Origin of the sequence: Streptomyces finlayi (assembly GCF_014216315.1) — a bacterium.
Classification (GTDB): domain Bacteria; phylum Actinomycetota; class Actinomycetes; order Streptomycetales; family Streptomycetaceae; genus Streptomyces; species Streptomyces finlayi_A.
The window spans coordinates 2,042,446-2,065,094 of record NZ_CP045702.1 but is presented as its reverse complement, the minus strand read 5'-3'; the positions used below and the strand labels follow the sequence as shown (position 1 = coordinate 2,065,094).

General features: G+C 70.4%; 16 protein-coding genes. 14 read left to right on the top strand and 2 right to left on the bottom strand.

All coding sequences use genetic code 11. The features are described from left to right. Window positions 1-45 precede the first annotated feature (45 nt). From F0344_RS09310 to F0344_RS09270, 9 genes are all read left to right on the top strand, one after another. Entirely contained in the window at window positions 46-2,220 is a 2,175-nt protein-coding gene (locus F0344_RS09310) for a putative bifunctional diguanylate cyclase/phosphodiesterase (protein ID WP_185298326.1), read from the top strand. Window positions 2,221-2,356: 136 nt separating this feature from the next. After that, window positions 2,357-2,653 carry an Asp-tRNA(Asn)/Glu-tRNA(Gln) amidotransferase subunit GatC gene (gene gatC / locus F0344_RS09305; RefSeq protein WP_003966094.1) on the top strand — a complete coding sequence of 99 codons (297 nt, stop codon included), beginning with the start codon at window positions 2,357-2,359 and terminating at the stop codon, window positions 2,651-2,653. A 5-nt stretch (window positions 2,654-2,658) separates the two neighbouring features. Further along, window positions 2,659-4,161 carry an Asp-tRNA(Asn)/Glu-tRNA(Gln) amidotransferase subunit GatA gene (gene gatA / locus F0344_RS09300; protein ID WP_185298325.1) on the top strand — a complete coding sequence of 501 codons (1,503 nt, stop codon included), beginning with the start codon at window positions 2,659-2,661 and terminating at the stop codon, window positions 4,159-4,161. A gap of 5 nt (window positions 4,162-4,166) precedes the next feature. Next, window positions 4,167-4,400 carry a hypothetical protein gene (locus F0344_RS09295; RefSeq protein ID WP_185302592.1) on the top strand — a complete coding sequence of 78 codons (234 nt, stop codon included), beginning with the start codon at window positions 4,167-4,169 and terminating at the stop codon, window positions 4,398-4,400. Window positions 4,401-4,416: 16 nt separating this feature from the next. Then, on the top strand, window positions 4,417-5,925 hold the full coding sequence (gene gatB, locus F0344_RS09290) for an Asp-tRNA(Asn)/Glu-tRNA(Gln) amidotransferase subunit GatB (protein ID WP_185298324.1): 1,509 nt from the start codon (window positions 4,417-4,419) through the stop codon (window positions 5,923-5,925). 225 nt (window positions 5,926-6,150) lie between these two features. Continuing rightward, the gene (locus F0344_RS09285) at window positions 6,151-8,262 is read left to right on the top strand and encodes a phosphocholine-specific phospholipase C (protein WP_185298323.1); all 2,112 of its coding nucleotides are present in this window, start codon (window positions 6,151-6,153) and stop codon (window positions 8,260-8,262) included. 307 nt (window positions 8,263-8,569) lie between these two features. Further along, window positions 8,570-10,813, top strand: coding sequence for an MMPL family transporter (locus tag F0344_RS09280; protein WP_185298322.1), 2,244 nt, complete (start codon window positions 8,570-8,572; stop codon window positions 10,811-10,813). A 15-nt stretch (window positions 10,814-10,828) separates the two neighbouring features. Beyond that, window positions 10,829-11,383 carry a GNAT family N-acetyltransferase gene (locus F0344_RS09275; RefSeq protein ID WP_185298321.1) on the top strand — a complete coding sequence of 185 codons (555 nt, stop codon included), beginning with the start codon at window positions 10,829-10,831 and terminating at the stop codon, window positions 11,381-11,383. 59 nt (window positions 11,384-11,442) lie between these two features. After that, window positions 11,443-12,096: a hypothetical protein gene (locus F0344_RS09270; protein ID WP_185298320.1), complete on the top strand. Its 654-nt coding sequence runs from the start codon at window positions 11,443-11,445 to the stop codon at window positions 12,094-12,096. Between the two features lie 160 nt (window positions 12,097-12,256). Here F0344_RS09270 and F0344_RS09265 read toward each other — a convergent pair whose 3' ends face one another. Both F0344_RS09265 and F0344_RS09260 read right to left on the bottom strand, forming a co-directional pair. Next, entirely contained in the window at window positions 12,257-13,462 is a 1,206-nt protein-coding gene (locus F0344_RS09265; protein WP_374940076.1) for a PQQ-dependent sugar dehydrogenase, read from the bottom strand. A 93-nt stretch (window positions 13,463-13,555) separates the two neighbouring features. Beyond that, the gene (locus tag F0344_RS09260) at window positions 13,556-14,512 is read right to left on the bottom strand and encodes an aldo/keto reductase (protein WP_185302590.1); all 957 of its coding nucleotides are present in this window, start codon (window positions 14,510-14,512) and stop codon (window positions 13,556-13,558) included. Window positions 14,513-14,654: 142 nt separating this feature from the next. Here F0344_RS09260 and F0344_RS09255 point away from each other — a divergent pair, with 142 nt between their 5' ends. From F0344_RS09255 to ilvC, 5 genes are all read left to right on the top strand, one after another. After that, window positions 14,655-15,605 carry a 2-hydroxyacid dehydrogenase gene (locus F0344_RS09255; protein ID WP_185298319.1) on the top strand — a complete coding sequence of 317 codons (951 nt, stop codon included), beginning with the start codon at window positions 14,655-14,657 and terminating at the stop codon, window positions 15,603-15,605. 326 nt (window positions 15,606-15,931) lie between these two features. Next, window positions 15,932-18,784 carry a putative bifunctional diguanylate cyclase/phosphodiesterase gene (locus tag F0344_RS09250; RefSeq protein ID WP_185298318.1) on the top strand — a complete coding sequence of 951 codons (2,853 nt, stop codon included), beginning with the start codon at window positions 15,932-15,934 and terminating at the stop codon, window positions 18,782-18,784. Window positions 18,785-19,001: 217 nt separating this feature from the next. Beyond that, complete coding sequence (locus F0344_RS09245) at window positions 19,002-20,858, top strand: acetolactate synthase large subunit (protein ID WP_185298317.1); 1,857 nt, start codon at window positions 19,002-19,004, stop codon at window positions 20,856-20,858. A 22-nt stretch (window positions 20,859-20,880) separates the two neighbouring features. Continuing rightward, window positions 20,881-21,408: an acetolactate synthase small subunit gene (gene ilvN, locus F0344_RS09240; protein ID WP_185298316.1), complete on the top strand. Its 528-nt coding sequence runs from the start codon at window positions 20,881-20,883 to the stop codon at window positions 21,406-21,408. Window positions 21,409-21,520: 112 nt separating this feature from the next. Then, entirely contained in the window at window positions 21,521-22,522 is a 1,002-nt protein-coding gene (gene ilvC / locus F0344_RS09235) for a ketol-acid reductoisomerase (RefSeq protein WP_185298315.1), read from the top strand. Window positions 22,523-22,649 lie beyond the last annotated feature (127 nt).

Below are 22,649 nucleotides of genomic sequence, written 5' to 3'. Positions count from 1 at the left end.
CGGCCATGGTGTGACATCTGCACTGCCGGCTGTGAGAGGGACGGAATGAAACCGACCGAGAGCGCCTCACCGGTGTCGCGGCTGCAAGGTTTCGTCGGCCTCACTCCCCGGGTGGGAGCCGTCATTGTGGCGATCGCGACCATTCAGCTCGCGACCGGGCTGTACCGAACGGTGCAAGACGAACACGCCCTCTTCCCCGACGGCGCCGCGGGCTGGTCGCTCGCCCTGCTCACCGGAGTCATCGTCGGCCATCTGGTCGCGCTCGGACGCGACCGCTGGTGGGGCGGCACCGGTTCAGGGGCCGCGCTCACGCTGGCCGTGCTGCTCGTCTACGGCTGGGTGCCCGCCGGACTGGTCAGCCTGGTCGTCGTGGTGCTCGTCGGGGCGGCCCGCCGCCACCGCTGGTGGCAGGGGATGCTCCACGGCGCCGTCGACATCCTGGGCATCGGCGCCGCGGCGCTCGTGCTCGCCGCCTTAGGCGAGGTGCCGACCGTCGAACAGCCCTGGCGGCCACTCGACTGGGGCATCGACGCCCTGCCGGAAGTTCTGCTCGCCGCCTCCACCTATCTCCTCGTCACCCGGGTCCTGCTGTGGTATGCCAGGGCCCCACAGGGCGGCGGGCTGCCGACGATCGCCCGTACGGCGCTGCTGCGCCAGGGGCTCGTGGCGGTCGCTCTGCTCGGGATCGCCCCGCTGATCTGCGTGGTCGCCGTGGCCATGCCCGTCCTGCTGCCGCTCTTCGCGGTTCCGCTGATCGCCCTCGACTCCACGCTCTGGATCGCCCGCGCACGGGCCGAGGAGCAGCTGCGGGACCCGCTGACCGGGCTGCCCAACCGCCAGTGGCTCCTCGAAAGGACCTGGACGGCGCTGGAGGAGGCCGAGAGCATCGGCTCCAGGGCGGCACTCGTCCTCATCGACCTCGACCGGTTCCGGGCCGTCAACGACACCCTCGGCCACCTGGCCGGGGACCGGCTGCTCCTGCAGATAGCGGACCGGCTGAGGCTGGCCCTGCCGCGCGGCGCCGAGGTCGCGCGACTGGGCGGCGACGAGTTCGCCGTACTGCTGCCCGCCGCGGACTCCACGACGAGCGCCCAGCGGGTCGCCCGTCACCTGGTCGCGGAGCTGTCGTCGCCGCTCGGCCTCGACGGCCTCACGCTGGTGCTGGAGGCGAGCGCGGGGGTCGCCGTCTACCCGGATCACGCGCTGGACGCCGAAGGGCTGCTCAGGCGCGCGGACGTGGCGATGTACCAGGCCAAGCGGGACCGCACGGGCGTCGAGGTGTACGAGTCCAAGCGCGACAGCAACACCCCGGACCGGCTTGGCCTGCTCGGCGACCTGCGCCGCGCCCTGGACGCGGGCGAGGTCGAGCTGCACTACCAGCCGAAGGTGCGCTTCGACGGCCAGGTCGCCGGACTGGAGGCCCTGGTCCGCTGGGTGCACCCGGAGCGCGGGCGGGTCCCTCCGGACGAGTTCATCGCCATCGCCGAGTCGTCCGGCCTGATGCCGCACCTCACCGAATACGTCCTGGAGACGGCGCTGGCCCAGGTCGCCCGCTGGCGGGCCCAGGGACTGTGCGTCCCGGTCGCGGTCAACGTCTCCCCGCGCGATGTCCACACTCCCGGTTTCGCCGGCAGCGTCGCGGCCCGCCTGGCGCGGCACGGCGTCCCGGCCGGAGCCCTCCAGCTGGAGATAACGGAGCATGTGCTCCTGGAGGACCCGCAGCGCGCCGCCGACACCCTCGCCGGGCTGACCGGACACGGTGTGAAGATGTCCCTGGACGACTTCGGCACCGGCTACTCCTCGCTGGTCCATCTGCGGAAGCTGCCGGTCAGCGAGCTGAAGATCGACCGTTCGTTCGTCGCCCGGCTGGCCGTCGACCACGAGGACGCGGAGATCGTCCGCTGCACCATCGACCTGGCCCACTCGCTCGGCCTGCTGGTCGTGGCGGAGGGCGTCGAGGACGACGAGACCTGGGAGCGGCTGCGGGATCTGCACTGCGACGCGGTGCAGGGCTGGCTGGTGGCGGCCGCGATGCCGCCGCAGGAGACGACGGCCTGGCTGCGGGCGCGCGGCGAGCACGGCTGGCGGCGTCCGGCGGAGCTGGAGGCGGCGGCCAGGGCCGCGGCGGCGGGCGCGGGCGCGGTGGGTGGTGCGGCAGGGGTTCCCGAGCTGGAGCACCGGCCCACGGGGCGTGCGGTGTCGGGGCCGGCGACGGCCTGAACCGGAGCCGACGGGGGCGGAACGGAGGCGCCCGGTGGCCGCTTTGTCCTCGATCCAGGGACGGGCTTGGAATCGGGAGGCGGGCGACCCCATAGGATTGGGCCAAAACCACACACCGAACCCTGAGGATCGCTGCATGCCTGGCATCACGCGCGAGGAGGTCGCCCACCTCGCCCGGCTGGCGCGTCTGGAGCTGAAGGGCGAAGAGCTCGATCACTTCGCCGGTCAGCTCGACGACATCATCGGCGCGGTCGCCCGCGTCTCCGAGGTCGCCGACCAAGACGTACCGCCGACCTCCCACCCGCTGCCGCTGACCAACGTCATGCGCGCGGACGAGGTCCGTCCGTCGCTCACCCCCGCGCAGGCGCTCTCCGGCGCCCCGGCCCAGGAGCAGCAGCGTTTCAAGGTGCCGCAGATCCTGGGGGAGGACTAAAAGTCATGACGGACATCAGCACCATCATCAAGCTGACCGCAGCCGAGATCGCCGCGAAGATCGCTTCCGGTGAGCTCTCGGCCGTCGAGGTCACCGAGGCCCACCTGGCCCGGATCGACGCGATCGACGAGAAGGTCCACGCCTTCCTCCACGTCGACCGCGAGGGCGCGCTCGCGCAGGCCCGCGCCGTCGACGCGAAGAAGGCCGCGGGCGAGAAGCTCGGCCCGCTGGCCGGCGTCCCCCTCGCGCTGAAGGACATCTTCACCACGAAGGACATGCCGACCACCGTCGGATCCAAGATCCTCGAGGGCTGGATCCCGCCGTACGACGCGACGCTGACACAGAAGCTCAGGGCCGCCGACGTCGTCATCCTCGGCAAGACCAACATGGACGAGTTCGCCATGGGGTCCTCCACCGAGAACAGCGCCTACGGTCCCACCGGCAACCCGTGGGACCTCACCCGTATCCCCGGCGGATCGGGCGGCGGCTCCTCGGCCGCGCTCGCCTCGTACGAGGCTCCGCTCGCCATCGGCACGGACACCGGCGGTTCCATCCGTCAGCCCGCGTCCGTCACCGGCACGGTCGGCGTCAAGCCCACCTACGGCGGCGTCTCCCGGTACGGCATGGTGGCGTTCTCCAGCTCCCTCGACCAGGGCGGGCCCTGCGCCCGTACGGTCCTGGACGCGGCCCTGCTCCACGAGGTCATCGCCGGACACGACCCGATGGACTCCACGTCCATCGACGCCCCGGTCCCGCCGGTCGTCGAGGCCGCGCGCAACGGCTCCGTCGAGGGCATGCGCGTCGGCGTCGTCAAGCAGTTCGCGGGCGAGGGCTACCAGGCCGGTGTCGTCCAGCGCTTCAACGAGTCGGTCGAGCTGCTGAAGTCGCTCGGTGCCACGATCGTCGAGCTGGACTGCCCGTCCTTCGACCTGGCGCTGTCGGCGTACTACCTGATCGCGCCGTCGGAGTGCTCGTCGAACCTCGCCCGCTTCGACGCCATGCGGTACGGCCTGCGGGTCGGCGACGACGGGACGAAGTCCGCCGAGGAGGTCACCGCGCTCACCCGCGAGGCCGGTTTCGGCGACGAGGTCAAGCGCCGCATCATCCTCGGTACGTACGCGCTCAGCTCCGGCTACTACGACGCGTACTACGGCTCGGCGCAGAAGGTCCGCACCCTGATCACGCAGGACTTCGCGAAGGCGTTCGAGCAGGTGGACGTCATCGTCTCGCCGACGACGCCCACCACCGCCTTCCCGATCGGCGAGCGTGCCGACGACCCGATGGCGATGTACCTCGCGGACCTGTGCACCATTCCGACCAACCTCGCCGGCAACTCCGCCATGTCGCTTCCCTGCGGCCTGGCCCCGGAGGACGGTCTTCCGGTCGGACTGCAGATCATCGCCCCCGCCATGAAGGACGACCGGCTGTACAAGGTCGGAGCCGCCGTCGAGGCCGCCTTCGTGGAACAGTGGGGACACCCGCTGCTCGAGGAGGCTCCGTCGTTGTGAGTGCCATGGCAAAGAAGGCCAAGAACTTCAAGAAGTCGAAGACCGGGGTGTACGTGTCGCTCGCCAGCACGGCGGTCGGTGCGATCAGCGTCGCCAAGCAGGCGAAGCTCGCGCGCAGCGACGGCGACATGCTGCGCCTGATCGACGCCGCGGTGTCCGCCGCGGCCATCGTCACCGGCCTCGCGATCCTCTATCGCGAACTGAAGCGTCTCGGCGACGACGACGTCCTGCTGGGCTGAGAGGGAAAGTTTCACCGTGACTGTCATTGACCTGGAGTCGTACGAGGACGCCCTCGCGACGTACGACCCCGTCATGGGCCTCGAAGTCCATGTCGAGCTCGGCACCAAGACCAAGATGTTCTGCGGCTGCTCCACGGAGCTCAAGCAGGACGCCAACTCGCAGACCTGCCCGGTGTGTCTCGGGATGCCCGGCGCGCTGCCGGTCGTCAACGAGATCGGCGTCGAGTCCGCGATCAAGATCGGCCTCGCACTGAACTGCGAGATCGCCGAGTGGTGCCGCTTCGCCCGGAAGAACTACTTCTATCCGGACATGCCGAAGAACTTCCAGACCTCCCAGTACGACGAGCCGATCGCCTTCAACGGCTATCTGGACGTCCAGCTGGAGGACGGCGAGATCTTCCGCGTGCAGATCGAGCGCGCCCACATGGAGGAGGACACCGGCAAGTCGACGCACGTCGGCGGTGCCACCGGCCGTATCCACGGCGCCTCCCACTCGCTGCTCGACTACAACCGTGCGGGCATCCCGCTCATCGAGATCGTCACCAAGCCGATCGAGGGTGCCGGCGCACGCGCTCCCGAGGTCGCCAAGGCGTACGTCGCCGAGCTCCGTGAGCTCATCAAGGCGCTCGGTGTCTCGGAAGCGCGGATGGAAATGGGGCAGATGCGCTGCGACGTGAACCTGTCGCTGCGGCCCCACGGCCGGGAGGCGTTCGGTACCCGCTCCGAGACGAAGAACGTGAACTCCCTGCGTTCCGTCGAGCGCGCCGCCCGCTTCGAGATCCAGCGCCACGCGGCCGTACTGAACTCGGGCGGAACGATCGTGCAGGAGACCCGGCACTTCCACGAGGAGGACGGCTCCACCACGGCCGGCCGCATCAAGGACAACGCCGAGGACTACCGCTACTTCCCGGAGCCGGACCTGGTGCCCGTCGCCCCGGCCCGTGAATGGGTCGAGGAGCTCCGCAAGGGCCTCCCCGAGCTGCCGCGGCTGCGCCGCGCGCGGCTCAAGGAGGAGTGGGGCGTCTCCGAGCACGACATGCAGTCCATCCTCAACGCGGGCGCGGTCGACCTGATCGTCGCCACGACCGAGGTGGGCGCTCCGGCGGACCAGGCCCGCAAGTGGTGGATGGGCGAGCTCGCCCGTAACGCCAACGAGACCGGCCGTGCCCTCGACGAGCTGGGTGTCACCCCCACGCAGGTCGCCAGGGTCGCCGAGCTCGTCGCCAGGGGTGACCTCAACGACAAGCTGGCACGCCAGGTCCTGGAGGGTGTCCTCGCGGGCGAGGGCGACCCGGACGCCGTCGTGGAGAAGCGCGGCCTGAAGGTCGTCTCGGACGAAGGCGCGCTGGGCACGGCCGTGGACGAGGCGATCGCCGCCAACGCGGGCATCGCGGACAAGATCCGCGGCGGCAAGGTCGCGGCAGCGGGCGCGCTCGTCGGCGCGGTCATGAAGGCCACGCGCGGCCAGGCGGACGCGGCACGCGTGCGTGAGCTGATCCTGGAGAAGCTCGGCGTCGAGGGCTGACCCTGCGGCGTACCGACGTACGCGAAGGGGCGGTGCACCCGGAACTCCGGGCGCACCGCCCCTTTGCACGTTCCTGACACCCCTCCTGCGAGCGTGCTGGACGCGGGGCGGACCTGGACTTCCGGGACGATCTGTTGGACGTTCACCGCTGTGCCGTACGGCGGTCTTCCGGCCGCCACCTCCCTTGACTAGCTTCCCGGCGTACGACCGATTCGGGAGGCTCACTTGACCACGGACATTTCACGGCGCCGGCTCTTCGCCCTCGGCGGCGGCGCGCTCGGCGCGGCGGCGGCCGGATCGTTCCTGCCGCCGTCGCTCCAGGCCGCCATCGCCGCGCAGCCCGCCCGCCCGGCGGGGTCCGGCGGCGGGCTCGACGAGATCAGGCACGTCGTGATCCTGATGCAGGAGAACCGGTCCTTCGACCATTACTTCGGGATGCTGCGCGGCGTACGCGGCTTCGGCGACCGCAACGCCGTCGAACTCCCCTCGGGGAAGCCCGTCTTCGAGCAGCCCGGCCCACTGGGCACGTCCGTGCTGCCGTTCGCGGTGCGCGAGGCCGCCGAGACGCAGAAGAAGGACCTCCAGTACATCGGTGCGCTCGACCACTCCTGGAGCGGCGGCGGGCGGGCCTGGGCCGGTGGGTGGATGAGCGGCTGGGTCACCACGAAGACGGCCGCCACGATGGCGTACTACGACCGCCGTGACATCCCGCTGCACTACGAACTGGCCGACACCTTCACCGTCTGCGACGCCTACCACTCGTCGGTCCACACCTCCACCAGCCCCAACCGCAACCACCTGTGGAGCGGGAAGACGGGCTTCGAGGCGAACGGCAAGCGGGCCGTCGGGAACGACGCGTACAACGAGGGCACGCACCCGGGGTACGACTGGAGCACCTACCCGGAACGGCTGGAGGCCGCCGGGCACAGCTGGCAGACGTACACGGAGTGGGAGAACTTCACCGACAACCAGATCGAGTTCTTCGCCACCTTCAAGGCGATCGCCCGCAAGGCCCTCGCCCGGACCGGCGGGCACACCTTCATGGAGTCCTTCTACGCCCAGGTCCGCGAGACGGACGACGCGAGCGAGCGGAAGCGTCTGCTCGGGCTCCTCGAAGAGGGCGTCGCGACGCTCGACGAGACCGAGCGGAGCCTCTTCGAGCGCGGGCTGCGACGGGTGGAGACGGGCACGCTGGCCGACCGCTTCGCCGAGGACGTGGCGGCGGGGACGTTGCCCGAGGTCTCCTACCTGGTGCCGTCGGCCGTGGACTCCGAGCACCCGAGCGTCTCCTCCCCGGTGCACAGCGCGACGATCCTGTACAAGGTGCTCGACGCGCTGGGCAGCCACCCCGACGTGTGGCGGCACACCGCCGTCTTCATCAACTACGACGAGAACGACGGATTCTTCGACCACGTGCCGCCGCCGGTCGCGCCCCCCGAGGTGGCCGATGAGCGCTGGGACGGCAAGCCCACCGGTCTCGGTGTGCGGGTGCCGATGCTGGTCGTCTCGCCGTGGACCATCGGCGGCTACGTCTGCTCCGAGGTCTTCGACCACACCTCCGTGATCCGCTTCCTGGAGCGGTGGACCGGGGTGAAGGAGCCGAACATCGGCGACTGGCGGCGCACGGTTACCGGCGACCTCACCTCCGCCTTCGACTTCTCGCGGAGCGGACGGCAGCCGGAGGTGGACCGTCCGGCGGCCATTCCGGCGTTCGGGGGGCGCTGGCAGCCCAAGCCGCCGGCCGTCCAGCGGATGCCCGTACCGGAGACGGGGACACGCCCCGCCAGGCCGCTGCCCTACCAGCCCGACGCGCAGGCGTGGGTCACGGACGGCGCGGTGCAGGTGGGCCTCAGCAACACGGGGCGCTCCTCGGCGCACTTCACGCTCTATCCGTACGCCGGTGAGTTCCCCGCCCCGCAGCACCGGGACGTAAGGGGTACGGGGCAATGGGCGGTCCCCTTCACCGGGGACGCCTACCGCTTCACGGTCACCGGGCCCAACGGCTTCCGTCGCGAGTTCGCCGGCGCGGCCGGTGGTGACGCGGAGGTCGGCTCGCGGCTCGACGCCCGTGAGAGGGATCTCCATCTCACTCTGCGCAACACGGGACGGCGGACGCTCACCTTCACCGTGCGGCCTCTCGGGTACGTCGACGAGGAGGACCTGCGCGGGTGGACCCGGCGCATCTCCGTGAAGCCCGGACGCAGCCGTACGGTCGTGCACTCGGCGGCCGACGCACGCGGCTGGTACGACCTGGAGGTCACGGTCGACAGGGACGCGGCGTTCCGGCGGCGGCTCATGGGCCACATCGAGAACGGCAGGGCGAGCGTATCGGGCTGATCCGAAGCTGCTCGACTGGGCGGGCGCCGAACCGGCGCCCGCCCAGTCGTGTGCCGAGGGGCTGGTGAGCCGGTGGGGCGTGCGCGCATGGGGCTGGTGGGGCGTGCCGCATGGGGCCGGTGGGGCGTGCGTGCATGGGGCCGGTGGGACCTGTGGGGGAGATTTCAAGCTCTGTGAGCATGGCCACGAAAGGGACAAACGATCAGGTTTGCCTGTCAGGGTGGCAGTTATCAGGTCATGAGTTCTTTAACGGGATATTCAGGTCATTTCCCGCCAAAGATCTACGAACCCCCAGGGAGCGCGTCCGTTGGCTGCCATTGCTCGCTGGTGTCTCAGGCACCGGCTCGTCGCCGTCCTCATCTGGCTGTTCGCCCTCGGCGGCGCGGCCACCGCAGCGGGTTTCGCGGGTTCGGCCTACTCCAACGACTACGAGGTGCCCGGAACCGAGTCCGGCCGTGCCACCGACCTCCTCCAGCGGGGCTTCACGGATCTCGGCGGTGACACCGACACCGTCGTCTGGCACACCAGCGGCTCCACCGTCCGGGCCACCGATGTCGAGCAGACGATGACCCGGACGCTCCACGCGATCGAGGAGCTGCCGGGAGTCGGCGGCGTCACCGGTCCCTACGGATCGATGGGCGCCGGACAGATCAGCGCGGACGGCCGTACCGCGTACGCCACGGTCACCTTCGACCATCAGGCCGACGCCATTGCGCCGGAGCAGGCCCAGGCCCTCGTCGACACCGCGAAGGCGGCCTCGGCCGACGGGCTCCAGGTCGAGCTCGGCGGCATGGCCGTCGCCCTCACGGAAGCGCCATCGGCCCACCTCAGCGAGGCCATCGGGGTGGTCGTCGCCGCGGTCGTCCTCTTCCTCGCCTTCGGCTCCCTCGCCGCGAGCATGCTGCCCATCGCCACCGCGCTCGTCTCCGTCGGCACGGCCTACGCGGGCATCGTGCTGCTCGGTCACGTGATGACGGTGGCCGACTTCGCACCGATGCTGGGCATGCTGATCGGCCTCGGTGTCGGCATCGACTACGCGCTGTTCATCGTCACCCGGCACCGCAGAGGACTCCGGAGCGGTCTCTCGGTCACCGACGCGGCGCAGAACGCCGTCGCGACGACCGGGCGCGCCGTCGTCTTCGCCGGGGCCACCGTCTGCATCGCGCTCCTCGGCATGCTCGTTCTGCGGCTCGGGTTCCTCAACGGGGTCGCGATCGCCGCCTCGCTCACCGTGGTACTGGCCGTCGCCGCCTCCGTGACCCTGCTGCCCGCGCTGCTCTCCTTCATCGGGATGCGCGCGCTGAGCCGGCGTGAGCGCAGGCAGCTCGCCGAGAGGGGGCCGCAGCCGGAGCTTCCCACCGGCTTCGCCGCCCGCTGGTCCGCTTTCGTCGAACGGCACCCCAAGCTGCTCGGTGCGGTCGCCGCCGTCGTGATGCTGGTGCTGGCCCTGCCCACCCTGGGACTGCACCTGGGCACGTCCGACCAGGGGAACAACCCCGCGACGGCCACCACCCGGCAGGCGTACGACCTGCTGGGCGAGGCGTTCGGGCCCGGGGTCAACGGGCCGCTGACGATCGCCGCGCAGCTGGACGGCGCCGACGACCGGCTCGCCCTGGACGCCCTGCCCGCCACCCTGCGCGACACGGAGGGTGTGGCATCGGTCAGCCCCGTGATCTACAACAGCGGCGGCGATACGGCGTTCGTCACCGTCGTGCCGGACTCGGCGCCGCAGTCGCAGCGGACCAGCGAGCTCGTCGACCGGCTGCGGGCGGACGTGCTGCCCGAGGCGGCTGACAACACCTCGCTCCGGGCACACGTGGGCGGCGTGACCGCCAGTTACGACGACTTCGCCGAGATCATCATCGGCAAGCTTCCGCTCTTCGTCGGTGTGGTCATCGGGCTCGGCTGTCTGCTCCTGCTGCTGGCCTTCCGCTCCATCGGCATTCCGCTGAAGGCAGCCGTGATGAACGTGGCCGCGGTCTCCTCCTCCTTCGGCGTCGTCGTCGCCGTCTTCCAGTGGGGGTGGGGGAGCGAACTGCTGGGGCTCGGCAGCGCTGGACCGATCGAGCCCTTCCTGCCAGTGATCATGGTCTCGGTGCTCTTCGGGCTCTCGATGGACTACCAGGTGTTCCTGGTCGGCCGGATGTACGAGGAGTGGCTGGAGACCGGCGACAACCGGCGGGCGGTCCGTGTCGGGCTCGCCGAGACCAGCAGAGTGATCAACTCGGCCGCCGTGATCATGATCTCGGTCTTCCTCGCCTTCGTGCTCAGCGGTGACCGCGTCATCGCGATGTTCGGTATCGCGCTCGCCGTGGCCGTCGCGCTCGACGCGTTCGTCCTGCGCACCCTGCTCGTGCCCGCCCTGATGCACATGCTGGGCGGTGCGAACTGGTGGCTGCCGGGCTGGCTGGACCGGTGGCTGCCGCGGATCAGTATCGAGGCGCCGGACCGCGGGGCGGGTCATGCGAAAATTCCGGGGGCGCGTTCGGGCGAGGGTGGCGAAGCCGAGCCCCGGCCCGTCCGGGCCGAGCCCGTCGAGCCCGTTCACTGAGACCGGAGGAGCACGATGTTCGCGATATCCCTGGGTGACGACGGGGCGGAGCTGCGCCCGCTGGAGACCTGGCAGGCCCAGGAGTTCCTGAGCCACATGGACCGGGCACGCGCGCTCGTCGACCCCTGGATCCCGTTCGCCGCGGCCGCCGCCGACCTCGATTCGGCGCGGGCCCTGCTCCAGCGGTACGCGGACAGCCAGGCGGCCGACACCGGCCGGCTCTACGGCATCTGGCTGGACGGCACGCTGGTCGGCGGCGTCCTCTTCCGTACGTTCGAGGCCGGGACCGGGAACTGCGAGGTCGGCTGCTGGCTCGAACCGGCGGGGGAGGGGCGCGGCCTGGTCACCCGGGCGATGCGGAAGCTGATCGACTGGGCGGTCGACGTACGGGGCATGCACCGGGTGGAGTGGGTCGCCTCCTCGGCGAACACCCGCAGTGTCGCGGTCGCGAAGCGGCTCGGGATGACACGCGACGGAGTGATGCGCGAGCGCTACCTCTATCGGGGGGAGCGGCACGATTCGGAGATCTGGTCCGTTCTGGCGCCGGAATGGCGTGCTCAGCGCGGCTGAGAGCGGGACAGGACCAAACGTTAAGAGGGTTCTCATCCGGGACACCTAGCGTGCGGCGCATGAACACCTCCACCTCCAAGACCCCCACCGCTCCCGCCGTCGACGACGACCGCGAGGAGAACTCGGTGACGGACGAGAGCGCAGTGAAGGACACCAAGGACACGACCGTGGCCCCCGGCACCGGCACCGGCACGACCGCGAACGACGAGGCGAGTGACGAGGCGAGTGACGACGTCGTGGACCTCTCGGACGACGGTGACCTGGAGCTCGACGAGTACGCCGAGGCCGAGGCGGCAGCCGCTTCCGGCGTCGGTTCCGGCGCCGCGGCCGTCGTCGCGGCCGGGCTCGGCGTCGTCGCTCTCACCGGTGCCTGGACCGGCCGGGTCGCCGCCGAGCGGGAAACCCTGATCGGCCAGATCAAGACCTCCGGCGGCGGCAGCGCGGCCCAGCAGATCTCCGAGATCTACGCGGACGCCTGGCACACCACCGCGCTGGTCAACGGCCTCTTCGCCCTGCTCGCCCTGCTGGTCGGCGTCTTCGTCCTCGTTCGTCCCGCCTTCGGCACGCCCGCCGAGCGCCCGCAGCCCGGCTGGATCCGCGCCGTCGCCCTAGCGGGTGTCGTGCTCGGTGTGCTCGGCGTATTCATCTCCGTCGGCATGTACTTCGACCTGTTCGTCTCGCTGCCCAGCGCGGCCGCCACCACCGGCGGCTGACGCCTGCCCCCGAGGCACCGGCCGGAGCCGAGGTCCGGCCCCGCGTCCGGTGTCCCTCCTCCTCGCCGGACCCGGTCCAGGGCATCCGCCCCGGGTCCCCGGCGCGGCATACGGCATGCGGGGCACGCCCTGGCGGTGCCCCTGAGGGCCTGTCCGGCCCTCAGCGCACCTCCAGCAGAAGAATCCGGTCGTCTCCCGGCTTCGGCGTGGCACGGCCATCCGTGTTGCTGGTGACCAGCCACAGTCTGTCGCCGCCCGCCGCGAGCACGGTCCGCAGCCGGCCGTACTTCCCGTCGAGGAACGACTGCGGCTGCGCCAGTGGTTCCTGACCGGCCTTGCCCGAGAGCGGAATGCGCCACAGCCGCTCGCCGCGCAACCCCGCCATCCAGACCGATCCGCCGACGACCGCGATCCCGCTCGGCGAGGCCTCCGCGGTCTTCCACTGGGCCACCGGGTCGACGAATCCCTCCTCGCCCTTCTTGCCCTCCACATCGGGCCAGCCGTAGTTCCCGCCCGGCTCGATCAGGTTCAGCTCGTCCCAGGTGTCCTGGCCGAACTCGGCGGCCCAGAGCCGCTTCTGTCCGTCCCAGGCCAGGCCCTGTACGTTGCGGTGCCCGTACGAATACACCACCGAGTCGGCCTCCGGGTTGCCGTGCACCGGCTCGCCGTCGGGCGTCATGCGCAGGATCTTGCCGCCCAGCGACTTCTTGTCCTGGGCCAGTCCCGTCTCCCCGGTCTCGCCGGTGCCCGCGTACAGCATGCGGTCCGGTCCGAAGGCGATCCGGCCGCCGTTGTGGACGGCGCCCTTCGGGATGCCCCGCAGGATCGTGTCCGGGGCGCCCAGCTGCTGACCGGCCGGCCTGCGCTCGTCGTACAGCATGCGGGCGATGCGGTTGTCGGACGTGGTGGTGAAGTACGCGTACACCTGACGGTCCGCGCCGAAGGTCGCCGGGACGGCGAGGCCGAGCAGCCCGCCCTCGCCGCCGGGCGACACGCCTGGTACGGAGCCCAGCAGCGTCTTCTTCCCGTTCTCGCCGTCGACCCGGGTGACCGTGCCGTCGTCGCGGGAGGCGACCAGCAGGTCGCCGCCGGGCAGCGCGGCCAGACCCCACGGGCTCGCCAGCCCCTCCGTGAGCGTGGAGACGACCTTCACCGACCCCTTGGCGGGTGCCAGGTCCGAGGGCGACGCGGAAGCGGAGGCGGCAGCGGAAGAGGAGGCGGACGGCACCGACGCGTCGCCCTCCCGGCCCCCCGTACTCTGCGGGCCTTGCCCGGACGAGCAGGCCGCGGAGACCAGCAGCGAAGCCGTGGCCAGCACGGCCACCACCCCTTTGCGCACAGCGGGGGAGAAAGCAGATCCGAACACAGAAACGATCCTTTCGACGGCCGCACGACTACTGTTCCTACACCGCGGGCCCGCCCAGGGTTCCCGATCCCGGCCAATTGTCTCGTGGCAGCCTCAGTCCCACGACTCGCGCGCTCGCGGCAGCCCCGCGATCTCCGCCAGATCCGCGTCGTCGAGCTCCAGCCGTGCGGCGCCCGCGTTCTCCACCGCCCACTCCTCGTGCTTCGCGCCCGGCACCGGCACCACGTGCGGCCCCTGCCGCAGCACCCACGCCAGCGCCACCTGCGCCGGAGTGGCACCATGGCGCTCCGCGATGCGCCGGAGCCCGGACACCACCGGCTGGTTCGCCGCCATCATCTCGGCCGTGAACCTCGGGTGCCTGGCCCGCGGATCGTCCGGTTCGAAGCCCTGCCCCGGCGTCAGCGTGCCCGTCAGATACCCGTTGCCGAGCGGCATGGCGGCCAGCAGCCCCACACCACGCGCCGTGCACCACGGCAGCAAGGACTCCAGCGCCTCCGGCGACCACACGGAAAGCTCCGCCTCGACGGCGCTGACCGGGAAGACCTGCTGGACGCGCTCCAGTTGACGGATCGTTCCGTCATGCAGCCGCGCGCCCGCCCGGCGCGGGGCGCGCGCCCCCACGGCGCAGAGTCCGAGCGAGCGCACCTTCCCCGCCGCGACCAGATCGGCCATCGCTCCCCAGGTCTCCTCGACCGGTACCTCGGGGTCGGCCCGGTGCAGTTGGTACAGATCGATCACATCCGTCTGCAGCCGCCGCAGCGAGGCATCACAGGCCCGCCGCACATAGCCGGGACGCCCATTGGCGACGATGTGCTGATCACCCACCAGGAGCCCGCCCTTGGTGGAGAGGAACGCCTCGCTCCGCCGTCCCTTGAGCGCCCGTCCCACGAGCAGCTCGTTGGTGAAGGGGCCGTACATGTCCGCCGTGTCGAGCAGCCGAACACCCGCGTCGAGCGCCGCGTGCACCGTCCGCACCGAACGGTCGCCGCGCTGTTGCGATGTGTTGTACGCCCAGCTCATCGGCATACAGCCCAGCCCGACCGCGCCCACGGCGAGCGCCGCCGCACCGATAGTCCTGCGCTCCAACTCCCCGAACCCTCCCTCGGTCCCACGGTCACGGGACCACACCGCACCCAAACGTAACCTCTGCCCCCACGGCGTCGCCGAGCAGCCGTCGCCTAGCCTCCTGAGCATGACTTCGACGACTGCCGGCGACGTATGGCTGCCGATTCCGGCCGATGAGATCGAGGGGCTCCCCGAGGGCCTCGACTACCACTTCTGGGACGGCGGACAGGACTTCCCCGCCGATCCCGCAGACTGCGCCTTCTATGTCGTTCCCTATATGAAGGGTCCGCCGATCGCGGTCCGGCCGCTCGACGCCATGGGCGCGGTACGGGTCGTGCAGACGCTCTCCGCGGGTATCGACCACGTGGAGCCCGGCCTCGGTCTGCTTCCCGCCGGCGTACGCCTCTGCAATGCCAGGGGAGTGCACGAGGCGTCCACCGCCGAGCTGGCCCTCGCCCTGATCCTCGCCTCGCTGCGGGGGTTCCCCGGCTTCGTGCACGGTCAGGACAAGGAGGAGTGGCGGGCAGGCTTCTACCCGGCGCTCGCCGACAAGTCGGTGCTCATCGTCGGTTACGGGTCGATCGGTTCGGCGATCGAGGACCGGCTCGAACCGTTCGAGTGCGCGCGGGTGGCGCGCGTCGCGCGCTCTGCGCGGACGACAGCGCGCGGCCCCGTGCACACGCTCGACGACCTGCCCGCGCTGCTGCCCCAGGCCGACATCGTCATCCTGTCCACCCCGCTGAACCCCTCCACCCAGGGCCTGGTGGGAGCCGAGTTCCTCAGGGCGATGCGCGACGGCGCACTCCTCGTCAACGTCGCCCGGGGACAAGTGGTCGACACCGCGGCCCTGTTGTCCGAACTCGAGTGCGGCCGGCTGCGCGCCGCTCTCGATGTCACCGACCCCGAACCGCTGCCCGTCGGCCATCCCCTCTGGCATGCTCCCCATGTCCTGATCACCCCTCATGTCGGCGGCAGCACCTCGGCGTTCCTGCCGAGGGCCAAGCGTCTGCTGGCGGCACAGCTGACCCGTTTCGCCGAGGGTGAGCCGGTGCGAAACGTCGTACTCACCACCGGCTGAACACGCTCCGGAGTACGTTCATCGCAGCCAGTTCCCGCAACGCCGCAGGTTGTCACGGAGAGTAGACGAACTATGTCCCTGAGTGACCGTTCTGGTGTATCGTCCAGACCGGGGGGCTGCGTCGTGGAAGGGGCGACGCGGGGGAGGAAGTAGAACGCGAGGGGGCTACGGGCGATGTGCGGCCAATGGAGAGACGATCCGACGCGGCAGGGCGAGCGATGGCGATCATCGGCACTGATGCCAAACAGGACTCCGCCCCGCCCGTGTCCACGGCGAGCAGCGGGCCGGACTCCGGGGGCGCGGGACGCGACCCGGGGAGCTCTCCGGTGAGCGCCGTCGGGGCCCCGCTCTCCCGGCAGTCGGTCACGGGCGAGGGCTTGGGCGAGGGCTCGGGAGACGGTGCGGGCCTACGCGGCCAGATCACCCTGGCCGCGGTCTGCGCCGGATACGCCGTCGGTGCCTCCTTCGGCTGGGGCTCCACGCAAGCGGCTCTGTTCATGGGTGATTTCGGGCTCAGCGTCGCGTCACTGGCCGCTGCGCTCTCATGCTTCCTCTACGCGAGGTCCACGGTCTGCCGGCTCCGGCCGGCCTGGCTGCTGTTCTCGCTCTCCTCCCTCATGGCCGCCTGCGGCAACGCGGTCTGGGGGTGGTACGAGGTGGTGCTGGGCCTCCCCGTGCCCACGCCGTCCCTCGCCGACTTCTTCTTCCTGTGCTTCGCGCCGCCCGCCATCGTCGGGCTGCTCGTCCTCGCCAAGCGCCCGGTCACCCGGGCCGGCTGGATCTGTCTGGCCCTGGACTCCTGGCTGATCGGCGGATCGCTGCTGACGCTCTCCTGGAGCCTCGCTCTCGCCCACACGGCACATGTCGCCGACCTGGAGGGCGGGAGCGTGGCCAGGGCCGCGCTCTTCCTCGCCTATCCGCTGCTGGACATCGTGCTGGTCTCCATGGTGCTCGCGCTGCACTTCCGGCGGTCCAGCGTCAACCGCTCCGCGGTGAACACGGCCGTCGCCGCGCTCGCCCTGACCGTCCTGTGCGACACCGTGTTCACCTCGCCGCTGCTCCGCTCGACGTACCACTCCGGCCAGTTGCTCGACGCGGGATGGTTCACCGGTTCGCTCCTGCTCGCGTACGCCCCCTGGGGCGCCCGGCACCGCGACACCGAAGACCTGCCGCCAGGCTCCACGGCCATGCGCCCGACCAGCCGTCCCATCGCCGGCTCACTCGCCGCCCTGACGCCCTATCTGGCGGCGGCGGTCTGCACCCTGGGCATCCTGCACACCGTGGTCGAGGGGCGCAGGGTCGACCGCGTGGTGATCTTCACCGGATGCACGGTCGTCCTCGCCCTGGTCGTCCGGCAGGGCATCATGCTCCTCGACAACATCTCGCTCACCCAGGAGCTGGCCCAGAAGGAGAACCACTTCCGCTCGCTGGTGCAGGGATCGAGCGACGTCATCATGATCGCCGCCCCCACCGGGATGCTGCGCTACGTCAGCCCGGCGGCGGCCGGGGTGTACGGGCGCGAGGCGGACGATCTCGTCGGTTGCGAACTGGCCTCCATCATCCACCCCGAAGACCTCGGCGGGGTGGTCCACGAGGTGCGGCGCTTCCTGGCCGCTTCGCCCCACGAAGAGCCCACCACCCGCATCGAGTGCCGCTTCAGATCGGGTACCGGTGACTGGCTCAACGTGGAGTCGACCGTCAACCGGCACCAGGGCGGACTGCTCCTCAACAGCCGGGACGTGACCGAACGGGTCAGACTCCAGGCCCAGTTGCAGCACAACGCCGAACACGACCCGCTCACCGACCTGCCCAACCGCGCGCTGTTCACCGACCGGGTCCGCCGTGCGCTGGCGGGCCGGCGGGCGGGCGACTCGGGCACCGCCGTCCTCTTCATCGACCTCGACGGCTTCAAGGCGGTCAACGACACCATCGGCCACCAGGCCGGTGACGAGCTCCTCATCCAGGCCGCCCGCCGCCTCGCCGAGTCCGTACGGGCCGGGGACACCGCGGCCCGTCTCGGCGGTGACGAGTTCGCGGCGCTGATCGTCGGCGACGGCACCCGGGACCAGGGCGCCCGGGAGTACCAGGTGCACGAGATCGCCGACCGGCTGCGCCTCACGCTCTCCCAGCCGTACCGCATCGGGGCCAGCGAGGTCCGCGTGGCCGCCTCCATCGGCGTCGCGTTCGCGGAGCCCGCCATCACCCCCACCGACCTCATGCGCAACGCGGACCTCGCCATGTACCGGGCCAAGGCGGGCGGCAAGGACCGGGTCGAGCTGTACGCCCCACAGATGCAGGCCGATGTCGTACGCCGCTCCGAACTGGCGGCCCGGCTGCGTACCGCCCTGCGCGACGGTGAGTTCGCCCTGCTGCACCAGCCGGTCGTCCATCTCGCCAGCGGCACCGTCGCCGCCGTGACGGCGCAGGCGCGCTGGCGCTCGGCGCAGGGCATCCTCTTCACCCCCGCCGAGTTCCTCAGGGTGTCCGACGACAACAACCGCACCGCCGAGCTGGGCCGCTGGCTCCTGCAGGCGGCCGTCGAGCAGGCCGCCGACCGGGCCAGGGCCGGACACCCGATCCCGGTGTCCGTGAGGCTCTCCGCCGGCCGGCTGCTCGACCGGGCGCTGCCCTTCGGTTCCATCGAAGCGCTCCTGACCCGGCACGGGCTCCCATCCGGGGCTCTGATGATCGAGGTCGCCGACAGTGATCCCCGGATCTCCTTCGACGAACTGGAGCAGCGGCTGGTGGCCCTGCGCCGCCTGGGCGTGCGGATCGCGCTCGACGGCTTCGGCAGTGGTTACGCGGCGATCAACGCCCTGCGCCGGCTCCCCATCGACGTACTGAAGCTGGACCGCGGTCTCGTCGAAGGGGTGGTGCAGTCCCCCCGGCTGCACAAGATCACCAGTGGGCTGCTCCGGATCGCCTGCGATCTCGGGATGCAGTCCGTGGCCGACGGTGTCGACGTACCGGAACAGGTCCTCGCGCTGCGCGCCATGGGCTGCACGCACGGCCAGGGGATGGCCTTCTCGGGGCCGCTCGACGAGTACCGGCTGCGCCGTGCCCTGGTGCGGGGGGAGTTCCCCGTACCGGGCAGTCCCGTTGCTCAGCCCGTCCTGACGGGCGGCTCCATCCCACTCCTCACCGGCTCACATGCTGAGACGCCTGTCCCACCTACTTGACACCGTACGCGTGCCGGAGAGATGGTCAATGCCATGCGCACCCGAATTCTCGTACTTGGAAAGCGCGTCGGCTGAAGCAGGGTCCCTCGATGACACCCTGCAGACCGCACCGGCGCGCTCCCCTCGCTTGCCTCACGGCACGAGGGGTTTTTTGTTGCACCGGCGCTTCCCAGAACCCCGCAAAAACCCCGCAAAAACCCTCAGCTTCGAGAAGAGAATGCCGATGACCGAGCAGGCCACCGGGGCCCACCACCCGCAGCCGCGGGCCCGTCACAACGGACCGTCGTCCGTCACCGTCGAGCACGTCACGGGCGCCCAGTCCCTCATCCGTTCTCTCGAGGAAGTCGGGGCCGACACCGTATTCGGCATTCCCGGCGGCGCGATCCTTCCGGCGTACGACCCGATGATGGACTCCACCCGGGTGCGCCACGTTCTGGTCCGGCACGAGCAGGGCGCGGGCCACGCGGCCACCGGCTACGCACAGGCCACCGGCAAGGTCGGGGTCTGCATGGCCACCTCGGGACCCGGTGCGACCAACCTCGTCACGCCGATCGCCGACGCGCACATGGACTCGGTGCCCCTGGTCGCGATCACCGGCCAGGTCGCCTCCAAGGCGATCGGTACGGACGCGTTCCAGGAAGCCGACATCTGCGGCATCACGATGCCGATCACGAAGCACAACTTCCTGGTCACCAAGGCCGAGGACATCCCGCACACCATCGCCGAGGCGTTCCACATCGCGTCCACCGGCCGCCCGGGACCCGTCCTCGTCGACATCGCCAAGGACGCCCTCCAGGCGCAGACGACGTTCAGCTGGCCGCCCGCCCAGGACCTGCCCGGCTACCGGCCGGTCACCAAGCCGCACGCCAAGCAGATCCGCGAGGCCGCCAAGCTCATCACGCAGGCCAAGCGCCCCGTCCTGTACGTCGGCGGGGGCGTCATGAAGGCGGGGGCCACCGGCGAACTCAAGGTCCTCGCGGAGCTCACCGGAGCGCCCGTCACCACCACACTGATGGCGCTCGGCGCATTCCCCGACAGCCACCCGCTGCACGTGGGAATGCCGGGCATGCACGGTGCGGTCACCGCCGTCACCGCGCTGCAGAAGGCCGACCTGATCGTCGCCCTCGGAGCCCGCTTCGACGACCGCGTCACCGGAAAGCTGGACAGCTTCGCGCCCTTCGCGAAGATCGTCCACGCCGACATCGACCCGGCCGAGATCGGCAAGAACCGCGCCGCCGACGTCCCGATCGTCGGGGACGCCCGCGAGGTCCTGGCCGACCTCGTCCAGGCCGTCCAGGCCGAGCACACCGAGGGAAACACCGGTGACTACGAGGCGTGGTGGAAGGACCTCAACCGCTGGCGGGACACCTACCCGCTCGGCTTCGACCTGCCGGAGGACGGCAGCCTCTCGCCGCAGCAGGTCATCCAGCGGGTCGGACAGCTCGCCCCCGAGGGCACGATCTTCGCGGCGGGCGTCGGCCAGCACCAGATGTGGGCCGCCCACTTCATCAACTACGAGAAGCCCGCCACCTGGCTGAACAGCGGCGGCGCCGGAACGATGGGCTACGCGGTCCCGGCCGCGATGGGTGCCAAGGCGGGCATGCCCGACCGCACGGTCTGGGCGATCGACGGTGACGGCTGCTTCCAGATGACCAACCAGGAACTCACCACCTGCGCGCTCAACAACATCCCGATCAAGGTCGCGATCATCAACAACGGCGCCCTCGGGATGGTCCGCCAGTGGCAGACCCTCTTCTACAACCAGCGGTACTCCAACACCGTGCTGCACTCCGGCACCGACACCGACGGCGTTCCGGCGAAGGGCACCCGGGTGCCTGACTTCGTCAAGCTGTCCGAGGCCATGGGCTGTTACGCGATCCGCTGCGAGGACCCCGCCGACCTGGACAAGGTCATCGAAGAGGCCAACTCCATCAACGACCGCCCCGTCGTGATCGACTTCATCGTCCACGAGGACGCCATGGTGTACCCGATGGTCGCCGCCGGCACCTCCAACGACGAGGTCATGGCCGCCCGCGGTGTCCGCCCCGACTTCGGCGACAACGAAGACGACTGAGAGACAGAGAGAGACCGACCTCATGTCCACGAAGCACACACTCTCCGTCCTGGTCGAGAACAAGCCGGGTGTCCTCGCCCGGATCACGGCTCTGTTCTCCCGGCGCGGCTTCAATATCGACTCACTCGCGGTCGGTACCACCGAGCACCCCGACATCTCCCGCATCACCATCGTGGTGGGTGTCGAGGACCTGCCCCTGGAGCAGGTGACCAAGCAGCTGAACAAGCTGGTCAACGTCCTGAAGATCGTCGAACTCGAGCCCGGCGCTGCGATCCAGCGCGAGCTCGTCCTGGTGAAGGTCCGCGCCGACAACGAGACCCGCTCCCAGATCGTCGAGATCGTCTCGCTGTTCCGCGCCAAGACCGTGGACGTCTCCCCGGAGGCGGTCACGATCGAGGCGACCGGAGGAGCCGACAAGCTGGAGGCCATGCTCAAGATGCTGGAGCAGTTCGGCATCAAGGAGCTCGTCCAGTCCGGCACCATCGCCATAGGGCGGGGCTCACGGTCGATCACCGACCGCTCCCTGCGCGCCCTCGACCGCTCGGCGTAGGAACGGGCGCTCCGCCGCCGCTCCGCCGCTCGCATGGCGAGACCCGACAACGTATTCGACGCACCCCGCCGTACGGTGGGACGCAACACCTGCACACCAAGGAGAAGACCCAGTGGCCGAGCTGTTCTACGACGACGATGCCGACCTGTCCATCATCCAGGGCCGCAAGGTCGCGGTCATCGGCTACGGCAGCCAGGGCCACGCCCACGCGCTGTCGCTCCGTGACTCCGGCGTCGACGTCCGCGTCGGTCTGCACGAGGGCTCGAAGTCCAAGGCCAAGGCCGAGGAGCAGGGCCTGCGCGTGGTGACGCCCGCCGAGGCCAGCGCCGAGGCGGACGTCATCATGATCCTCGTCCCGGACCCGATCCAGGCCCAGGTCTACGAGGAGTCCATCAAGGACAACCTCAAGGACGGAGACGCGCTCTTCTTCGGCCACGGACTGAACATCCGCTTCGGCTTCATCAAGCCGCCGGCCAACGTCGACGTCTGCATGGTCGCCCCGAAGGGCCCGGGCCACCTCGTCCGCCGCCAGTACGAGGAGGGCCGCGGCGTCCCGTGCATCGTGGCCGTCGAGCAGGACGCCACCGGCACGGGCCTGGCCCTCGCCCTCTCGTACGCGAAGGGCATCGGCGGCACGCGCGCCGGCGTCATCAAGACGACCTTCACCGAGGAGACCGAGACCGACCTGTTCGGTGAGCAGGCCGTCCTCTGCGGTGGCACCGCCGCCCTGGTCAAGGCCGGTTTCGAGACCCTGACCGAGGCCGGTTACCAGCCGGAGATCGCGTACTTCGAGTGCCTCCACGAGCTGAAGCTCATCGTGGACCTCATGTACGAGGGCGGCCTGGAGAAGATGCGCTGGTCCATCTCGGAGACCGCCGAGTGGGGCGACTACGTCACCGGTCCGCGGATCATCACGGACGCCACCAAGGCCGAGATGAAGAAGGTCCTCACCGAGATCCAGGACGGCACCTTCGCCAACGCCTGGATGGCCGAATACCACAACGGTCTGCCCAAGTACAACGAGTACAAGAAGGCCGACAGCGACCACCTGCTGGAGACCACGGGCCGTGAGCTGCGCAAGCTCATGAGCTGGGTGAACGACGAGGACGCGTAAGTCCTCCGCCGCGGGGGCGGACCGATGGTCCGCCCCCGCGGCACACCGCCCGTCCCGGCTTCCGTGTCACTGCGGACAGCGGAGGTGGAAGCGGCTGCATCGAATGTGTGTACAAGTCGTCCACCCT